Raw genomic sequence first — 12,876 nt, 5'->3', positions numbered from 1 at the left:
TTATCTATATCGAGCAAAAAACATTAGCTATGGCCGTCCTTGAAGTACTGCGCTTTCCCGATGAACGTCTGAGAACTATTGCGCAACCTGTTAAAAGTATTGACGATAATACGAAAATTACTATCGAAAATATGTTCGAAACAATGTATGCCGAGGAAGGAGTAGGGCTGGCTGCGACACAGGTCAACATTCACCAACGCATCGTGGTTATCGATGTGAGTGAAACACGAGACCAACGTCTGGCATTGGTCAACCCAACCATCGTCGCCAAAGATGGGGTTGAGCTTAACGAAGAGGGCTGCCTGTCAGTCCCCGAGTACCGTGCCCAAGTTGAGCGCGCTCAGCAAGTGACCGTGAACTACCTCGACGCCGATGGCAACGAACAGTCACTTGACGCCGATGGCCTACTGGCGATCTGCATTCAGCACGAGCTGGACCACCTCGAAGGCAAACTGTTTATCGATTATCTGAGCCCACTCAAGCGCCAGCGGGTTCGCGCCAAACTTGAGAAGCTCGCCCGCCGCAGCAAACGCGCCTAATCTGGAGAACATCGTGACCCCATTGCGAATCATTTTTGCCGGTACTCCGGATTTCGCCGCTCGCCATTTGCAGGCCTTGCTCGACTCAGAACACGACGTCATCGCTGTATACAGCCAACCTGACCGCCCGGCTGGTCGCGGTAAAAAACTCCAAGCTAGCCCGGTTAAGCAACTGGCGGTGGATGCCAATGTTCCCGTATACCAACCTGAGAACTTTAAGTCTCAGGAAGCCAAAGATGAGCTGGCCGCGCTCAACGCCGATCTGATGGTGGTGGTGGCCTACGGCCTGCTGCTACCTAAAGCGGTGCTGGACACGCCGCGCTTGGGCTGTATCAACGTGCATGGCTCGCTACTGCCGCGCTGGCGCGGGGCTGCGCCCATTCAACGTTCTATCTGGGCAGGCGACAGCGATACCGGCGTCACCATCATGCAAATGGATGAAGGCCTGGATACCGGCGATATGCTACTGCTAGACAGCCTGCCCATCGAGAGCAACGACACCAGCGCCAGCCTCTATGAGAAACTGGCCGCAACCGGCCCGATTGCGCTGCTTAAGGCCCTTGAAGGTATCAGCGACGGCAGCATCCAAGCGGTCAAGCAAGATGATGAGCAAGCCAACTACGCCAAAAAGCTCAGCAAACAGGAAGCGCGTATTGACTGGCGCCAAGACGCCGCGTTTATCGAGCGTTGCGTACGCGCCTTTAACCCGTGGCCGGTGAGCTACTTCACCCTGCAAGACCAGAACATCAAGCTGTGGCAAAGCAGCGTGGCGGAGTATCAAGGCGATGCCGCCCCCGGCACCATTATCAGTGCCGACAAGCAGGGCATCATCGTCGCTACCGGCCAGCAGGCGCTGCGCTTGGAGAGCCTGCAGATCCCCGGCAAGAAGGCGATGGCTGCCGCCGATCTGCTTAACGCCCGTAAAGAATGGTTCACCCCGGGCACGCAACTGGAGCTAACCGATGGCGAATAAGCCACGTCAGCTTAGCCCGCGCGCCGCGGCGGCATCGGCCCTGTTTCAGGTAGTCGATCAAGGCCAATCGCTCAGTGCCGTGTTGCCTCGGCTACTCGGCCAAGTCGAAGTCAAAGACCATGGCTTGGTGCAAGAGATCTGCTTCGGTGTACTACGCTGGCTACCGCGCCTGGAGTGGGTGATCCAACAACTGATGGAGCGCCCCCTCACCGGCAAATCGCGCAGCGCCCACTTCCTGTTGATCGTTGGTGTGTACCAGCTTTTCTATATGCGCATTCCGGCCCATGCTGCTCTGTCGGAAACGGTTGAAGCGACCCGCGACCTGAAGTTTGCTCATCTCAAGAAGCTGATCAATGGCGTGCTACGCAGCGCCCAGCGCCAACAAGATCAACTAGTTTCAGCCCTCGAGCAGAACGACAAGCTGCAAGATTGCCACCCAAGCTGGCTGCGTAAGCAGCTACAGCAGGCCTACCCAGACCAGTGGCAAGACATTGTTGCCGCGAACAACCAGCAGGCACCGATGTGGCTGCGTGTTAACGCGCAAAACCATAGTGCCAGCGCCTATCAGCAGCTGTTGGCAGAGCAGGGGATTGAGGCCTCTTTGTGTGAACGCGCTGCCCAAGCTATCCGCCTGCACAAGGCTCAGCCGGTCGGCAAGCTGCCCGGCTTTGAACAAGGCCATAGCTCGGTGCAAGATGGCGCCGCCCAGATGGCAGCCAGCCTGTTAGATGCCCAACCGGGTGAGCGGGTACTCGATGCCTGTGCAGCCCCCGGCGGAAAACCCTGCCATATCCTCGAGATACAGCCTGAGCTGGCGCACTTGATGGCCATCGACGCCGATGCCCAACGACTGCAACGGGTTGAGCAAAACTTACAGCGGATTGGTTTGCAAGCCGAGCTGCTGTGTGCCGATGCCAGCCAACCGGACGCGTGGAACAGTGAGCCCTTCGATCGCATCTTGCTGGATGCGCCGTGCTCGGCCACTGGCGTGGTTCGCCGCCACCCGGATATTAAATGGCTGCGCCGCGCCTCGGATATCGATGAGCTGGTAGACCTGCAGGGCAAGATCCTGCGCGCGATGTGGCAACAACTTAAACCCGGCGGTGTATTGCTGTATGCCACCTGCTCGGTACTGCCGCAGGAGAATGCCCAGCAAGTGGCGCGCTTCTTGGCAGAAACCGACGATGCCAAACTGGTTCCCGTAACAGATGGCGAGAGCGTCACCCAGCCCGGATGGCAGTTACTCCCCGGCGAACAGCACATGGATGGCTTCTACTACGCCAAGCTGCGCAAGCAAGGCGAATAGACAGATGAAACGCAATCAGCAAGCGCTGGTTGCGTTTCGCGCAAGATGCCCGCAAACTAACCTCGACAACTTTCTAAGGCGTTGTTAGGCAATGAAAATTATTATTCTTGGTGCAGGTCAGGTCGGCGGAACGTTGGCCGAGAACCTGGTCGGCGAAAAATCCGATATCACCATCGTTGATACCGACTCCGAACGCTTACGCGATCTACAAGACCGCTTCGACCTGCAGGTGGTGACCGGCCATGCCGCCCATCCCAATGTGCTGCGCGAAGCCGGCGCTCAAGACGCTGACATGCTGGTCGCGGTGACCAACAGCGATGAAACCAATATGGCCGCCTGTCAGGTGGCCTACACCCTGTTTAACACTCCCAACAAGGTGGCGCGGATCCGCTCTGAAGAGCTGTTGGCCGAGAAAGAGGCGCTGTTCAACGACGAGGCCTTCCCGCTCGACCACCTGATTGCCCCAGAGCAGCTGGTGACCAACTACATCAGCCGCTTGATTGATTACCCCGGCGCCCTGCAGGTGATGGAGTTCGCCCACGGTAAGGTCGGCTTGGTGGCGGTCAAGGCCTACTATGGCGGCCCATTGGTGGGCAACGCGCTGTCGTTGCTGAAAGACCATATGCCCAATGTCGAAGCGCGGGTAGCCGCTATCTTCCGTCAGGGCCGGGCGATCCGCCCGCAAGGCACCACCGTGATCGAGGCCGATGACGAGGTGTTCTTTGTTGCTGCCAGCGCCCATATCCGCGAGGTAATGAGCGAGCTGCAAGAGCTGGAACGTGCCTATCGCCGCATCATGATTGTCGGCGGCGGTAACATCGGTGCCGCATTGGCCAAGCGCCTTGAGAGCTCATACAGCGTTAAGCTGATTGAGCGCAAACAGCGCCGCGCCGAACAATTGGCCGAGCAGCTCAACAACACCATCGTGTTCTGCGGTGACGCCTCAGACCAAGAGCTACTCAGCGAAGAGAATATCGAGCAGGTGGACGTGTTTATCGCGGTCACCAATGACGACGAAGCCAACATCATGTCTGCGATGCTGGCCAAGCGCATGGGCGCCAAGAAAGTGATGGTACTGATCCAACGCGGCGCGTATGTGGACTTGGTGCAAGGTGGCGCCATTGATATCGCAATCTCGCCGCAGCAAGCCACCATCTCCGCCCTGCTGACCCATGTTCGCCGGGCCGACATCGTCAACGTGTACTCACTACGACGCGGAGCAGCGGAGGCCATCGAGGCAGTCGCCCACGGCGATGAGAACACCTCCAAGGTGGTGGGACGCAGCATTGGCGAACTAAAACTGCCTCCCGGCACCACCATTGGTGCAATTGTAAGGGGCGACGAGGTGATTATCGCCCACGACCATACCGTGATTGAGCAGGACGACCACGTGGTGATGTTCTTGGTGGATAAGAAGTTTATCCCCGAAGTCGAACGACTGTTCCAGCCGAGCCCGTTCTTCCTTTAATCTCTGGGCAAAGTGATGGACCGCTTACTCCCCCTCGCGCTGGTGTTTGGCTTGGTACTTTCCAAGCTGGCACTGGCGATGCTCGCCCCGTTGGCGATCGGTATCTGGCATAACGAGCCAGAGTATGTCGACTTTATCTACGCGTTTTTGCTGACCCAAACCGTCGCATTACTGCTGATCCATATCGGCCGTAAGCGCCCCTTCCACCTGCAAGTGCGCGAGATGTTCCTGCTCACCAGCAGCGTGTGGCTGCTGGTGTGGCTGTTCGGCGCGCTGCCGCTGGCGTTTTACCACGGCATAAGCTGGACCGACGCCTGCTTTGAGGCGATGTCAGGGCTAACCACCACCGGCTCCACCGTGCTACAGGGGCTCGATGATATGCCCTACACCATCTTGCTATGGCGCTCGATGCTGCAGTGGCTCGGCGGGATTGGCTTTATCGTATTGAGTGTGGCGATTCTGCCGTTCTTGAATGTGGGCGGGATGCGCCTGTTCCAGACCGAATCCTCCGATTGGTCCGACAAAGGCAACCCCAAAACCAAGCATGTGGCGGCCAATATGGTTTGGCTCTATTTGGGCCTAACCTTAGCCTGCACCCTCGCCTACAAGTTCAGCGGTATGAGCTGGTTTCACGCCACCAACCATGCCATGACCACCCTCTCCACCGGCGGCTATTCCACCTCGGACGAGTCGATGGCCCACTTCTCCCATGCCAGTCACTGGGTCGGTAGCTTGTTTATGTTCCTCGGCGGCATGCCGTTCTTGCTGATTATCGCCGGGCTGCGTCAGCGGCAAATCAGTAAGGTCTTTAACGACACTCAGGTACGCGGCTTTATCTGGTTGGTTGTGGTGGTGGGCACCATGATGAGCTTGTGGCTGTGGCTGGAGGGCAAGTTTCCACTGGAGGCGGCGATCCGCATCAGCGTGTTCAATATTATCTCCATCGTCACCACCACCGGCTTTGGCCTGACCGACTTCAGCCACTGGGGCAGCTTTACCACGGTCCTGTTTGCCTTCTTGATGGTCTGCGGCGCTTGCTCCGGCTCCACCTCCGGCGGGGTTAAGCTATTCCGCTTTCAGATTGCCTGGGGGATCCTACAGCGCCAACTGAATCAACTGATCCACCCACGCGCCTGCTACCCGCAGCGCTATAACGGGCGGATTGTCAGTGAAGACACGATTCGTTCGGTAATTGCGTTTTTGATGGCCTTCGGCTTTACCATTATCTTGCTGGCGGCCTGTCTGGCGCTGATTGGCCTCGACCCGGTGACCGCCATCTCCGGCGCGGTCACTGCCGTGGCCAACGTTGGCCCGGGGCTAGGTAGGGTGATTGGACCTGACCATAATTTCCACGAGCTGCCCGATTTAGCCAAGTGGCTGTTGTCCTTTGGTATGTTGCTGGGCCGCTTGGAAGTGCTGACCTTTGTGGTGCTGCTGCTACCGCGTTATTGGCGCTACAGTTAGGCCTGCTTTTGCTTTTTGCTTGGGCTTGGGGCTAGAGCTTGTGTTGACTCACCCGGCCGACCCGAGGATTGAGCTTCCACCACACCAACAGATACACCAGATATAAGCCCACCACTGCGCCTTTGTGCCAGTTGCTGCCTTGGTCGAGGTCGGCAAAGCTCAGCTCATTGACCTGACAGTACAGGTAGGCGATCAGCGGGAAGCTCAGTAGCGAGGAAAGCCGCCACAGGTTATGCAATAAGGGGCGTAGCAGTAACTCAAACACCGGCCAACAACCCCATCGGTGAGCGAGAGAAGGCGATCGCCAAGATCTGGGCAAAGCACAGCAGCGCAGCCAAGCCATAAAGTAGCTGCTTAGCGCGAGTCTTGGCCCACTTCAGCGCCGCCAAACCCAGCCAGATATACAGCACCAAGAAGCCGACTTTGGCGCTTAGCCATAGGCTGACAAAGGGATACTGACGGAGGATCCAGCACAACATCAGGGCCGAAACCAGCAGCACCGTATCGATAATATGCGGTGCCACCTTCAGCCAACGCTGCTGGCGGATGGGCGAGTTACATAACGCCAGCACCCAGCGAAACGTGAAGCCGATCACACTTAACAAAGCAAACGTCATATGCAAGTGTTTAAGCATGGGGTAAAGATTAGCCATTACTGTTGTTTTTAAGTGATTGTATTTAATGCAGTGTATCGATTGAGACGCCGACTTACAAAGTTTTCCCGGGGCGACTCTGCCACTAAAGTCGGGTAGCTCTTCTGCTATATTGTGATAGAACTCACTAAACAAACGCAGTTTGCTATGGCAAAGTGTACGGCCCTCTGCAGAGGGAATTCGGTCAACAATTAGTGCAAAGGAAAGCAATATGGCAGATGCTCATTCGCTCTTACCTGCAATCGAAATCCTGATGTGCCACACCGGTGCTTCGTTTATCGATGCCTGTGAAGAGCTTGGGATCGATCCACAAGAAATGTCACAGTATCGCGATCCCAACCACGAAGATGAAGAATAGAGAAAAAGGCAGCCTCGGCTGCCTTTTTTGTTCACACTGACCAAAATTTGCTGCTCTCGCCACTCCCACCTGTATACAATGCACCAACACACCCCGTCAGATAACGTTTAGTCCACAAGTGGTAACCATGGATCAGGTCTATCGAGTATTGTTCAACCTCGGCGATAAACGCTACGAGGTCTACGTAAAAGAAGTCACCCAGAGCAGCTTGTTCGGCTTTATAGAACTGGCCGACTTCGTCTTCGACAACCACGCCCAGCTGTTGGTCGACCCCAGCGAGGAGAAACTCAAAAGCGAGTTCTCCAAGGTGCAGCGCACCTTTGTGCCAATGCACAGTATCCTGCGCATTGATGCGGTAGAAAAAGCCGGACCAGCCAAGATCCAAGAGCACGGCTCGGTCACCCCCTTTCCCGGGCCGATCTACACCCCGAGTCAGTCATGAGTCATTCCGATACCCTGCTCGACTGGCCCAAGCTATTCGCTCAATACTCTCAACCGGCCCTGCTGGCCGACTGGTTGGCCCAAGTGTTAGACGGACTCGCCCAAGAGCAGCAGCTACTCAATCAAGCCAGCGAACTGGGTGAGATTCAGGTGGCCCAGCGGATCCAACTGCAAGGTTTGGCCGCGGTGGTATGCAGCCCCCGCCTCACTTATCTATTGGAGCAGAGCAAGCACAGCGACCCGGCGCAGCATCCCGAACTGATCGCGCAGTGCCAGGCATGCTTGACCGCCATTGAACATGAGTTGCAGCGCTACCTGCAGCAGCAGTGAGAGCCCTCTCAATTTCGCGATGGTGCCGATGAAACCGCCAGAGCAACGGATGCTTTTTCACAACAGCGGTGGTATACCAATCTGCATAGTTAGGTGATTGCAGTTCCACCTGTTTAGCGGAGCTTTGCTTACCGCCCGACACCCAACGATAACCATAACAGCGCCTGCCAAAGGCAGACAGTCAAGGAAAATACGTGGTAAACATCTACAAAGTTGCTGAGCATGCTGGCGTTTCGCGCAGTACGGTTTCGCGCTACCTCAATGGCAGTCCCAACGTTTCCGACAAGGCCAAGCGTAAGATCCAAGCCGCCATCGACGAGCTCGACTACCACCCCAATGCAGTTGCCCAATCCTTGGCGCGACGTCATTCCAACTGTATTGGGATGGTGGTTGAGACCCTATCTGGCCCCTACCATAGCGAGATTATTCACGCGGTACAGCATGAGCTGCGCAGACTAGGTAAGCACTTGATTGTCACCGCTGGCGGCCACTCCAACGACGAAACCTTGGAAGCGATTAACTTCCTGCAGTGTCGCCAGATCGACGGCTTACTGGTGCTCACCTCGCGGCTTAACACCGAGATGCTGCTGGAGCTTAATGGCAAGATAAAGAACATGGTGGTGCTGGGTCGCCGCATTCCCGAGCTGGAGTCTCAGTGTATTTGGGTGGACGAGGATCTGGGCGGCCGCATGGTAGCGCGTCATCTGCTGGAGCGCGGCTATAAAAAGCTCGCCTGTTTGCGTGGCGCAGAGCATATTCCCGATGTGAATGAGCGCATGGCGGGCTTTCTCGATGAGTTGAGCGGCAAAGGGGTCAGCCTGGAGCAAGGCGCGATCCTCAACGCCGAGATGCAAGAACAGCTCGCCTATCAGCAAGCCTTGGAGTTTTTGCCCAAGTTTGCCCCCGACGCGCTGTTCTGCTGCAACGATAATATGGCGGCAGGCGCGATTCGCGCAGCTAATCAGTTAGGAATTAAGGTGCCCGAGCAACTGGCGATTGTGGGCTACGATGACAACTACTATGCGCAGCTATCTCATCCGGCGCTATCCACCGTGGCCCAGCCGCTCAACGAGATGGGAGAGCTGGGCGCTCAACGGGTCTGTCAGGAACAAGCTGAGGGCGTAATGGTTTCCCCCAGCTTTGTACTGCGCGAGTCGAGTTAACTCAGGGCTTGGCGACAAAGCGGCCGTCGGCGGCTTCCACCATATGCCCGCGGTCACTGCGCTCTATCGCTTTCTTACCCGCTAGCTGGCCAACCTGCTCAACACTAAGGTTGTTGTCGGCGGCAATCTTCTTATAACGGCTCTCACGTTTCTTGTTCACATCGGCCACCAGCGCGGCAACCCCGCTCTGATTGCTGAGCACCGCCAGCATGCCGTTACGCTGCTCGCCCACCCAGCCTTGCTGTTTCGCATCGGCCAAATCCAGCGCCATACTTGAGAAGCTGACACTCAGCAGTAATGCGATTAACCACTTATTCCACGTCATCATGCTCTCCTAAAATAGTCCGCTGTCTTCGCTGAACAACTCGTCCAGCTGTTGATCGACCTTGACCCGGATCTCGTGGTCGATCTTCACGTTTAAATTCACTGTGATAGGTTTGTCGACGGCCACCTCCACGCGGGGGGTGCACGCAAACAACATCACGGTGAGGGCGAGGAAGCAGAACCTGTTACGGTATCTATCCATTGTTGCACCTGTCCTGATAGTTGGTCGCCAATGCGCAAGCTGCGCAGTAACTGGTACATATTCTCTTGATGATGGTAGTTGAGTTCTACCGGCCTTGGCGATACCTGTTGATTGCGGCCATAAAGGTTCACCCGCATATCCAGATCGCCCTCGGGGCTGAAGTCCACTTCGGCCCCTAACTGACTGTAATTAAAATCCTCTAACAAGCTCAGCGAGAAGTCCAGCCCGGGATGCTGCTGCTTGAGACTCGCCAAGGCAGCGTGGTTGATCTTAATCCGTCCCGGCGGGCGCTCAACAAACAGCTTCCCACCTTCCACCGATACGCCCTGCCCTTGCCACTGCCACGGCAAGCTACCGGCCAGTTCCCCCTCCACCAGCAAGCCAATATCCGGGTACAAGCCACTCAGACTCGGCAGCGAGACGCCGCTGAACACCAGCTGTCCTTTATAGGTCGGTGATAGCGAGAGCAGATTCACCACAGCCTCACCACCGAGCAACTGAAACGCCAGCGGGCTGAGCTGCAGGGCCTCGATCGCCAAAGGTTCTGGCTGCCAAGGCTGCTGCCAGCTGCCTTGTAGCGAGCGTAAGCTCAGGCCAATATCTATCTCGTCGACCCACCATTCGCCTTGGTGCTGCCAGCCTTGAGCGGGTTGGTACTCCAGATAGCCGCTGAGCGCAGCGTCCTTGATGGGATTATCGCCCAGTAATGCATTGAGCGCCGTAACATCGGTGGAGAGTGTGAGCGACTCAGGCTGATAGGCGAACTGGCCATTGGCCTGCCCGCTGAGCCAACGAAAGTCACTGGCCCCCGGCACCAAGTCGGCCAGTGGTAGCTGCAGTTGCTTCACCGCAAAGCGCCCACTCAGTGCCAGTGGCGCCAGCTGCCAGCGCCCTTGCGCCTCGATGTTCCAATCCGCCATCCCGAGCTGCCAGAGATCAGGAGTGAGTTGCCATTGGCTGGCAGGTAGCAGCAGGTCATTCGGCAAAGTGACTGCCGAAAACTGGGCATGCATCAGCCAAGGTGCGGTCATCTCCAGCTCGAGTTGCGCACTGAGATCACCTAGCGCCAATTCCGCCTGCCACAGCCCTTCTGCCAAGCTGGCATTTAGCTGCAAAGGCTGTAAGCGTGCGGCGGGATAGTGTTGGTTGATGAACTCAGCAACACCAAGCGCGTTTAACAGGGAGCTAGAGAGCCTAGCGCGCAACGCTGGCGGCGTGTGCGCGTGCAGGGTGAGTTCAAGCTGGCTACCGCTATCTTCGACTAGCTGCAGCGACCAGCTGTCGTGGTCCCGCTGGAGCGTGGCAGAACCTGAAAGCGGCGGCAGGTTCGGGCTGGTGACCTGCCAATCGCTAACGACCAAATTGAGTTGCTTAGGCAGTGGCAACTGGGCAAGGGCGGAGATGGCTTGCTGCAGCTGCGCATCGAGCTGCTCTGGGGACGGAGGGGCGCTATCGGCGGGGTTCTCTTGGCTGCAGCTCAGGTCGATATCCAGTGAGGAAAGCATCCAACTCGATTGCTCCAGAGCGAACTCGCCAACCCGTAGCTGTGGGCAGCCTCCCCAACTGAGGACCTGCCAGCCCGCCGTCACCGATGCTTGAAGCTGGAAGGAAAAAAAATACAGCGAGGCCAACGGCACGATCAACCACTTTGATTTGCTAGTCGCTTGCCACATCCAACGCTCCCTGCTGAGGACTTTCAGCCAGACATTCTGTATTCGCCGAGAAACCTAAAAAATCTTGCTAAATCGGTAGCTTGTGGTCACTCAGACAGTTCCTTAATGACAACTATACTATGGATGAATTTTTAACAGGAGAATTGTTATGCCGTGGTGGTGGCTGTTAGCACTTATCGTGATCTTATCCTTATCAGCCTTCCAGTTTTGGCGAAAGGCCCAAGTTAATCGCTGGAACCGACAACAACCGCTCCACTCGCTCGATGCCACCATTACCGAACTGGAAGAACGCCCGGTTCGCCGCTCACCTAACCCCGATGCCCATGAGAACTTCCCCGAACGCTGCCGTTACTTCGTGGACTTTCAGCCCTCAGCAGGCGGGGAAGCACGCCGCTTCGAGATCCAACGCGGGATATTTCGCGAGTTAAAAAAGGGGGCACAAGGAGAGCTCACCGTGCAAGGCACCCAGTTTGTGAGCTTTCACCCGAAATAGCCAGGCTGCTGGTTTAAAAGAACTAACGCGCCGAACGATACAAGGCCATCACCAGACCAAGGGCAATCAGGCCCGCACCTTGGGCGTGGAACCATGCCAGCTGCTCGTCGAGGATGGTCAGCGACAGCCCCGCGCCAAACAAGGGCATCAGGTGGATGTACTGCCCGGCGGTGGCCGCGCCAAGCACCTTCACCCCTTGATTCCATGCCATGTAGGCCAGTAGCGAAGGAAAGATCGCCACGTAGCTGAGCGCGCCGACATTCAGTGGGCTCAGCGCAAATGGTGTGCGCGGTATCCACCACCAGTAGAGCGGGCTGAGCACCAGCACGCCAATGATTAAGGTAACCCCGAGAAAACTCCCACCACTTAACTCCGCCGGTTTAAAGCGTAGTCCCAACGAGTAGCCCGCCCACACCATCGAGGACAGCACGATCCAAGGGTCGCCGGCGTTAATCTGCAAGCAGCTGAGCGAGCGCCAGTCTCCTTTTACCAACAGCGCCAACACCCCTAGGAAAGAGAGCAGCATTCCCAGCAACTGGCGTTTATCCAACCCGCCCTTGAGCAAGGCCCAATTGAACAGCAGGATAAACATCGGAATGGTGGAGTTGATGATCAAGGCATTGGTCGCGGTGGTGTTCTGCAACCCCAAGTAAACCAAAGAGTTAAAGCTGGCAACGCCCAAGGTGCCCAGCAGTAACAAGATGCCCCAATGCTTAGCAATAACCCTACGTTGGCGCCACATCCCACCAGCTACCCAGGGCAGCGCCAGTAACATGGCCAGCACCCAACGCCAGTACGACAGCGCCATGGGGGGCACTGAGTCAGCCACCAGCCGCCCAGCGATAAAGTTTCCGGCCCAGAACAATGGCGGTAACAGCAACAACCAATAGGCCCCGTTTTTTCCCTGCATAAGCTTTCCTTTTCAACTACTTGTAGGCTACCAAGCTCGCCTATGGCATGATAGTGTGAATTGCAGTAACATCGCGTTTTCGCTGACAACGCTTGCAAAGGACACCCCCACCGATGAGAGCTGCTGAATGATGCTGCTTCAAGCAATCAATGCCGGACTTCACGTGATAGCCATCGTATTGCTTGCCGGTGCTCTATGCTCTGAAGCGTTTCTGTTTCGCCAGGGAATGCGCGAAGACGATGTCGAAAAGCTGCTCATGGCGGACTTTCTGCATGCCTTTTCCACCATCATGATTTTTATCACCGGTGCCATGCGCATCGTGATCTTTGAAGAAGTCTCCGCCAACTACCTTGATAACCCTTATTTCGGTCTGAAGATGTTGGTGTTTTTTGTAGTGGTTTTACTGTCGCTGTATCCCACCACCACCTTCTATCGCTGGCGGAAAGCCATCCGTCAGGGCAGCCCATCGATGATCTCTTACCGTCAACATGGCGCGGTTATCTGGTTGATTCGACTGGAGCTATGCTCACTGTTAGTAATCCCGATGTTGGTGGCCTTATCGCGGATGGGTAGCTAGCG

The 12,876-nt window shown here is 56.4% G+C and carries 17 protein-coding genes; 11 read left to right on the top strand and 6 right to left on the bottom strand.

Annotated features, from left to right (window positions below; translation table 11 throughout):
• The first annotated feature begins 29 nt into the window (after positions 1-29).
• The 5 genes from def to G461_RS0102275 all read left to right on the top strand — a co-directional run bounded on the left by def (position 30) and on the right by G461_RS0102275 (position 5,750).
• Positions 30-539, top strand: coding sequence for a peptide deformylase (def, locus tag G461_RS0102295; protein WP_026957491.1), 510 nt, complete (start codon positions 30-32; stop codon positions 537-539).
• Positions 540-552: 13 nt separating this feature from the next.
• On the top strand, positions 553-1,512 hold the full coding sequence (gene fmt, locus G461_RS0102290) for a methionyl-tRNA formyltransferase (protein WP_026970617.1): 960 nt from the start codon (positions 553-555) through the stop codon (positions 1,510-1,512).
• A complete protein-coding gene (gene rsmB / locus G461_RS0102285) occupies positions 1,502-2,818 on the top strand; it encodes a 16S rRNA (cytosine(967)-C(5))-methyltransferase RsmB (RefSeq protein ID WP_026970616.1) in 1,317 nt (438 codons plus the stop codon). Before fmt ends, rsmB begins: the two co-directional genes overlap by 11 nt.
• Positions 2,819-2,909: 91 nt before the next feature.
• Positions 2,910-4,286, top strand: coding sequence for a Trk system potassium transporter TrkA (trkA, locus tag G461_RS0102280; RefSeq protein ID WP_026970615.1), 1,377 nt, complete (start codon positions 2,910-2,912; stop codon positions 4,284-4,286).
• Between the two features lie 15 nt (positions 4,287-4,301).
• Positions 4,302-5,750, top strand: coding sequence for a TrkH family potassium uptake protein (locus G461_RS0102275; RefSeq protein ID WP_026970614.1), 1,449 nt, complete (start codon positions 4,302-4,304; stop codon positions 5,748-5,750).
• A 31-nt stretch (positions 5,751-5,781) separates the two neighbouring features.
• On the opposite strand, the gene G461_RS23035 is transcribed toward G461_RS0102275, so the two are convergent.
• Positions 5,782-6,015 carry a hypothetical protein gene (locus G461_RS23035; protein ID WP_084428942.1) on the bottom strand — a complete coding sequence of 78 codons (234 nt, stop codon included), beginning with the start codon at positions 6,013-6,015 and terminating at the stop codon, positions 5,782-5,784.
• Positions 6,008-6,403 carry a SirB2 family protein gene (locus tag G461_RS0102265; RefSeq protein ID WP_026970613.1) on the bottom strand — a complete coding sequence of 132 codons (396 nt, stop codon included), beginning with the start codon at positions 6,401-6,403 and terminating at the stop codon, positions 6,008-6,010. Before G461_RS0102265 ends, G461_RS23035 begins: the two co-directional genes overlap by 8 nt.
• 211 nt (positions 6,404-6,614) lie before the next feature.
• On the opposite strand from G461_RS0102265, the gene G461_RS26200 reads away from it, so the two are divergent.
• The 4 genes from G461_RS26200 to G461_RS0102245 all read left to right on the top strand — a co-directional run bounded on the left by G461_RS26200 (position 6,615) and on the right by G461_RS0102245 (position 8,695).
• Positions 6,615-6,761, top strand: a complete 147-nt coding sequence (locus tag G461_RS26200) for a hypothetical protein (RefSeq protein WP_169720128.1) — start codon at positions 6,615-6,617, stop codon at positions 6,759-6,761.
• Positions 6,762-6,888: 127 nt separating this feature from the next.
• On the top strand, positions 6,889-7,203 hold the full coding sequence (locus tag G461_RS0102255; protein WP_026970612.1) for a DUF1820 family protein: 315 nt from the start codon (positions 6,889-6,891) through the stop codon (positions 7,201-7,203).
• Entirely contained in the window at positions 7,200-7,532 is a 333-nt protein-coding gene (locus G461_RS0102250) for a hypothetical protein (protein ID WP_026970611.1), read from the top strand. The genes G461_RS0102255 and G461_RS0102250 overlap by 4 nt, the downstream gene beginning before the upstream one ends.
• Before the next feature lie 194 nt (positions 7,533-7,726).
• Positions 7,727-8,695 (top strand): LacI family DNA-binding transcriptional regulator, encoded by a 969-nt coding sequence (locus G461_RS0102245; protein WP_026957483.1) that lies wholly within the window; start codon positions 7,727-7,729, stop codon positions 8,693-8,695.
• Between the two features lies 1 nt (position 8,696).
• Here G461_RS0102245 and G461_RS0102240 read toward each other — a convergent pair whose 3' ends face one another.
• Genes G461_RS0102240 through G461_RS0102230 form a run of 3 tightly spaced genes read right to left on the bottom strand, consistent with a single transcriptional unit; the run spans position 8,697 to position 10,894 of the window.
• Positions 8,697-9,020: a YdbL family probable chaperone protein gene (locus G461_RS0102240; protein ID WP_026970610.1), complete on the bottom strand. Its 324-nt coding sequence runs from the start codon at positions 9,018-9,020 to the stop codon at positions 8,697-8,699.
• A 9-nt stretch (positions 9,021-9,029) separates the two neighbouring features.
• Positions 9,030-9,221 (bottom strand): YnbE family lipoprotein, encoded by a 192-nt coding sequence (locus G461_RS23030; RefSeq protein WP_051326466.1) that lies wholly within the window; start codon positions 9,219-9,221, stop codon positions 9,030-9,032.
• A complete protein-coding gene (locus G461_RS0102230; RefSeq protein ID WP_026970609.1) occupies positions 9,176-10,894 on the bottom strand; it encodes an intermembrane phospholipid transport protein YdbH family protein in 1,719 nt (572 codons plus the stop codon). The genes G461_RS23030 and G461_RS0102230 overlap by 46 nt, the downstream gene beginning before the upstream one ends.
• Before the next feature lie 148 nt (positions 10,895-11,042).
• On the opposite strand from G461_RS0102230, the gene G461_RS0102225 reads away from it, so the two are divergent.
• Entirely contained in the window at positions 11,043-11,387 is a 345-nt protein-coding gene (locus G461_RS0102225; protein WP_026970608.1) for a DUF2500 family protein, read from the top strand.
• Positions 11,388-11,409: 22 nt separating this feature from the next.
• Here G461_RS0102225 and G461_RS0102220 read toward each other — a convergent pair whose 3' ends face one another.
• On the bottom strand, positions 11,410-12,297 hold the full coding sequence (locus G461_RS0102220) for a DMT family transporter (protein WP_026970607.1): 888 nt from the start codon (positions 12,295-12,297) through the stop codon (positions 11,410-11,412).
• A gap of 127 nt (positions 12,298-12,424) precedes the next feature.
• Between G461_RS0102220 and G461_RS0102215 the strand changes: the two genes are divergently transcribed.
• Positions 12,425-12,874 (top strand): DUF2214 family protein, encoded by a 450-nt coding sequence (locus tag G461_RS0102215; protein WP_051333300.1) that lies wholly within the window; start codon positions 12,425-12,427, stop codon positions 12,872-12,874.
• Positions 12,875-12,876: the final 2 nt, after the last annotated feature.

Origin of the sequence: Aliagarivorans marinus DSM 23064 (assembly GCF_000429485.1) — a bacterium.
In the GTDB taxonomy this organism is placed as follows: domain Bacteria; phylum Pseudomonadota; class Gammaproteobacteria; order Enterobacterales; family Celerinatantimonadaceae; genus Aliagarivorans; species Aliagarivorans marinus.
This window is presented reverse-complemented; position numbering and strand designations above follow the sequence as displayed.

Bases quoted from the DNA above. Each gene is read 5' to 3' on its own strand.
- def (WP_026957491.1), top strand. From the start codon at position 30: ATGGCCGTCCTTGAAGTACTGCGCTTTCCCGATGAACGTCTGAGAACT.
- rsmB (WP_026970616.1), top strand. From the start codon at position 1,502: ATGGCGAATAAGCCACGTCAGCTTAGCCCGCGCGCCGCGGCGGCATCG.
- trkA (WP_026970615.1), top strand. From the start codon at position 2,910: ATGAAAATTATTATTCTTGGTGCAGGTCAGGTCGGCGGAACGTTGGCC.
- G461_RS0102275 (WP_026970614.1), top strand. From the start codon at position 4,302: ATGGACCGCTTACTCCCCCTCGCGCTGGTGTTTGGCTTGGTACTTTCC.
- G461_RS0102265 (WP_026970613.1), bottom strand. From the start codon at position 6,403: ATGGCTAATCTTTACCCCATGCTTAAACACTTGCATATGACGTTTGCT.
- G461_RS26200 (WP_169720128.1), top strand. From the start codon at position 6,615: ATGGCAGATGCTCATTCGCTCTTACCTGCAATCGAAATCCTGATGTGC.
- G461_RS0102255 (WP_026970612.1), top strand. From the start codon at position 6,889: ATGGATCAGGTCTATCGAGTATTGTTCAACCTCGGCGATAAACGCTAC.
- G461_RS0102250 (WP_026970611.1), top strand. From the start codon at position 7,200: ATGAGTCATTCCGATACCCTGCTCGACTGGCCCAAGCTATTCGCTCAA.
- G461_RS0102240 (WP_026970610.1), bottom strand. From the start codon at position 9,020: ATGACGTGGAATAAGTGGTTAATCGCATTACTGCTGAGTGTCAGCTTC.
- G461_RS23030 (WP_051326466.1), bottom strand. From the start codon at position 9,221: ATGGATAGATACCGTAACAGGTTCTGCTTCCTCGCCCTCACCGTGATG.
- G461_RS0102230 (WP_026970609.1), bottom strand. From the start codon at position 10,894: ATGTGGCAAGCGACTAGCAAATCAAAGTGGTTGATCGTGCCGTTGGCC.
- G461_RS0102225 (WP_026970608.1), top strand. From the start codon at position 11,043: ATGCCGTGGTGGTGGCTGTTAGCACTTATCGTGATCTTATCCTTATCA.
- G461_RS0102220 (WP_026970607.1), bottom strand. From the start codon at position 12,297: ATGCAGGGAAAAAACGGGGCCTATTGGTTGTTGCTGTTACCGCCATTG.
- G461_RS0102215 (WP_051333300.1), top strand. From the start codon at position 12,425: ATGATGCTGCTTCAAGCAATCAATGCCGGACTTCACGTGATAGCCATC.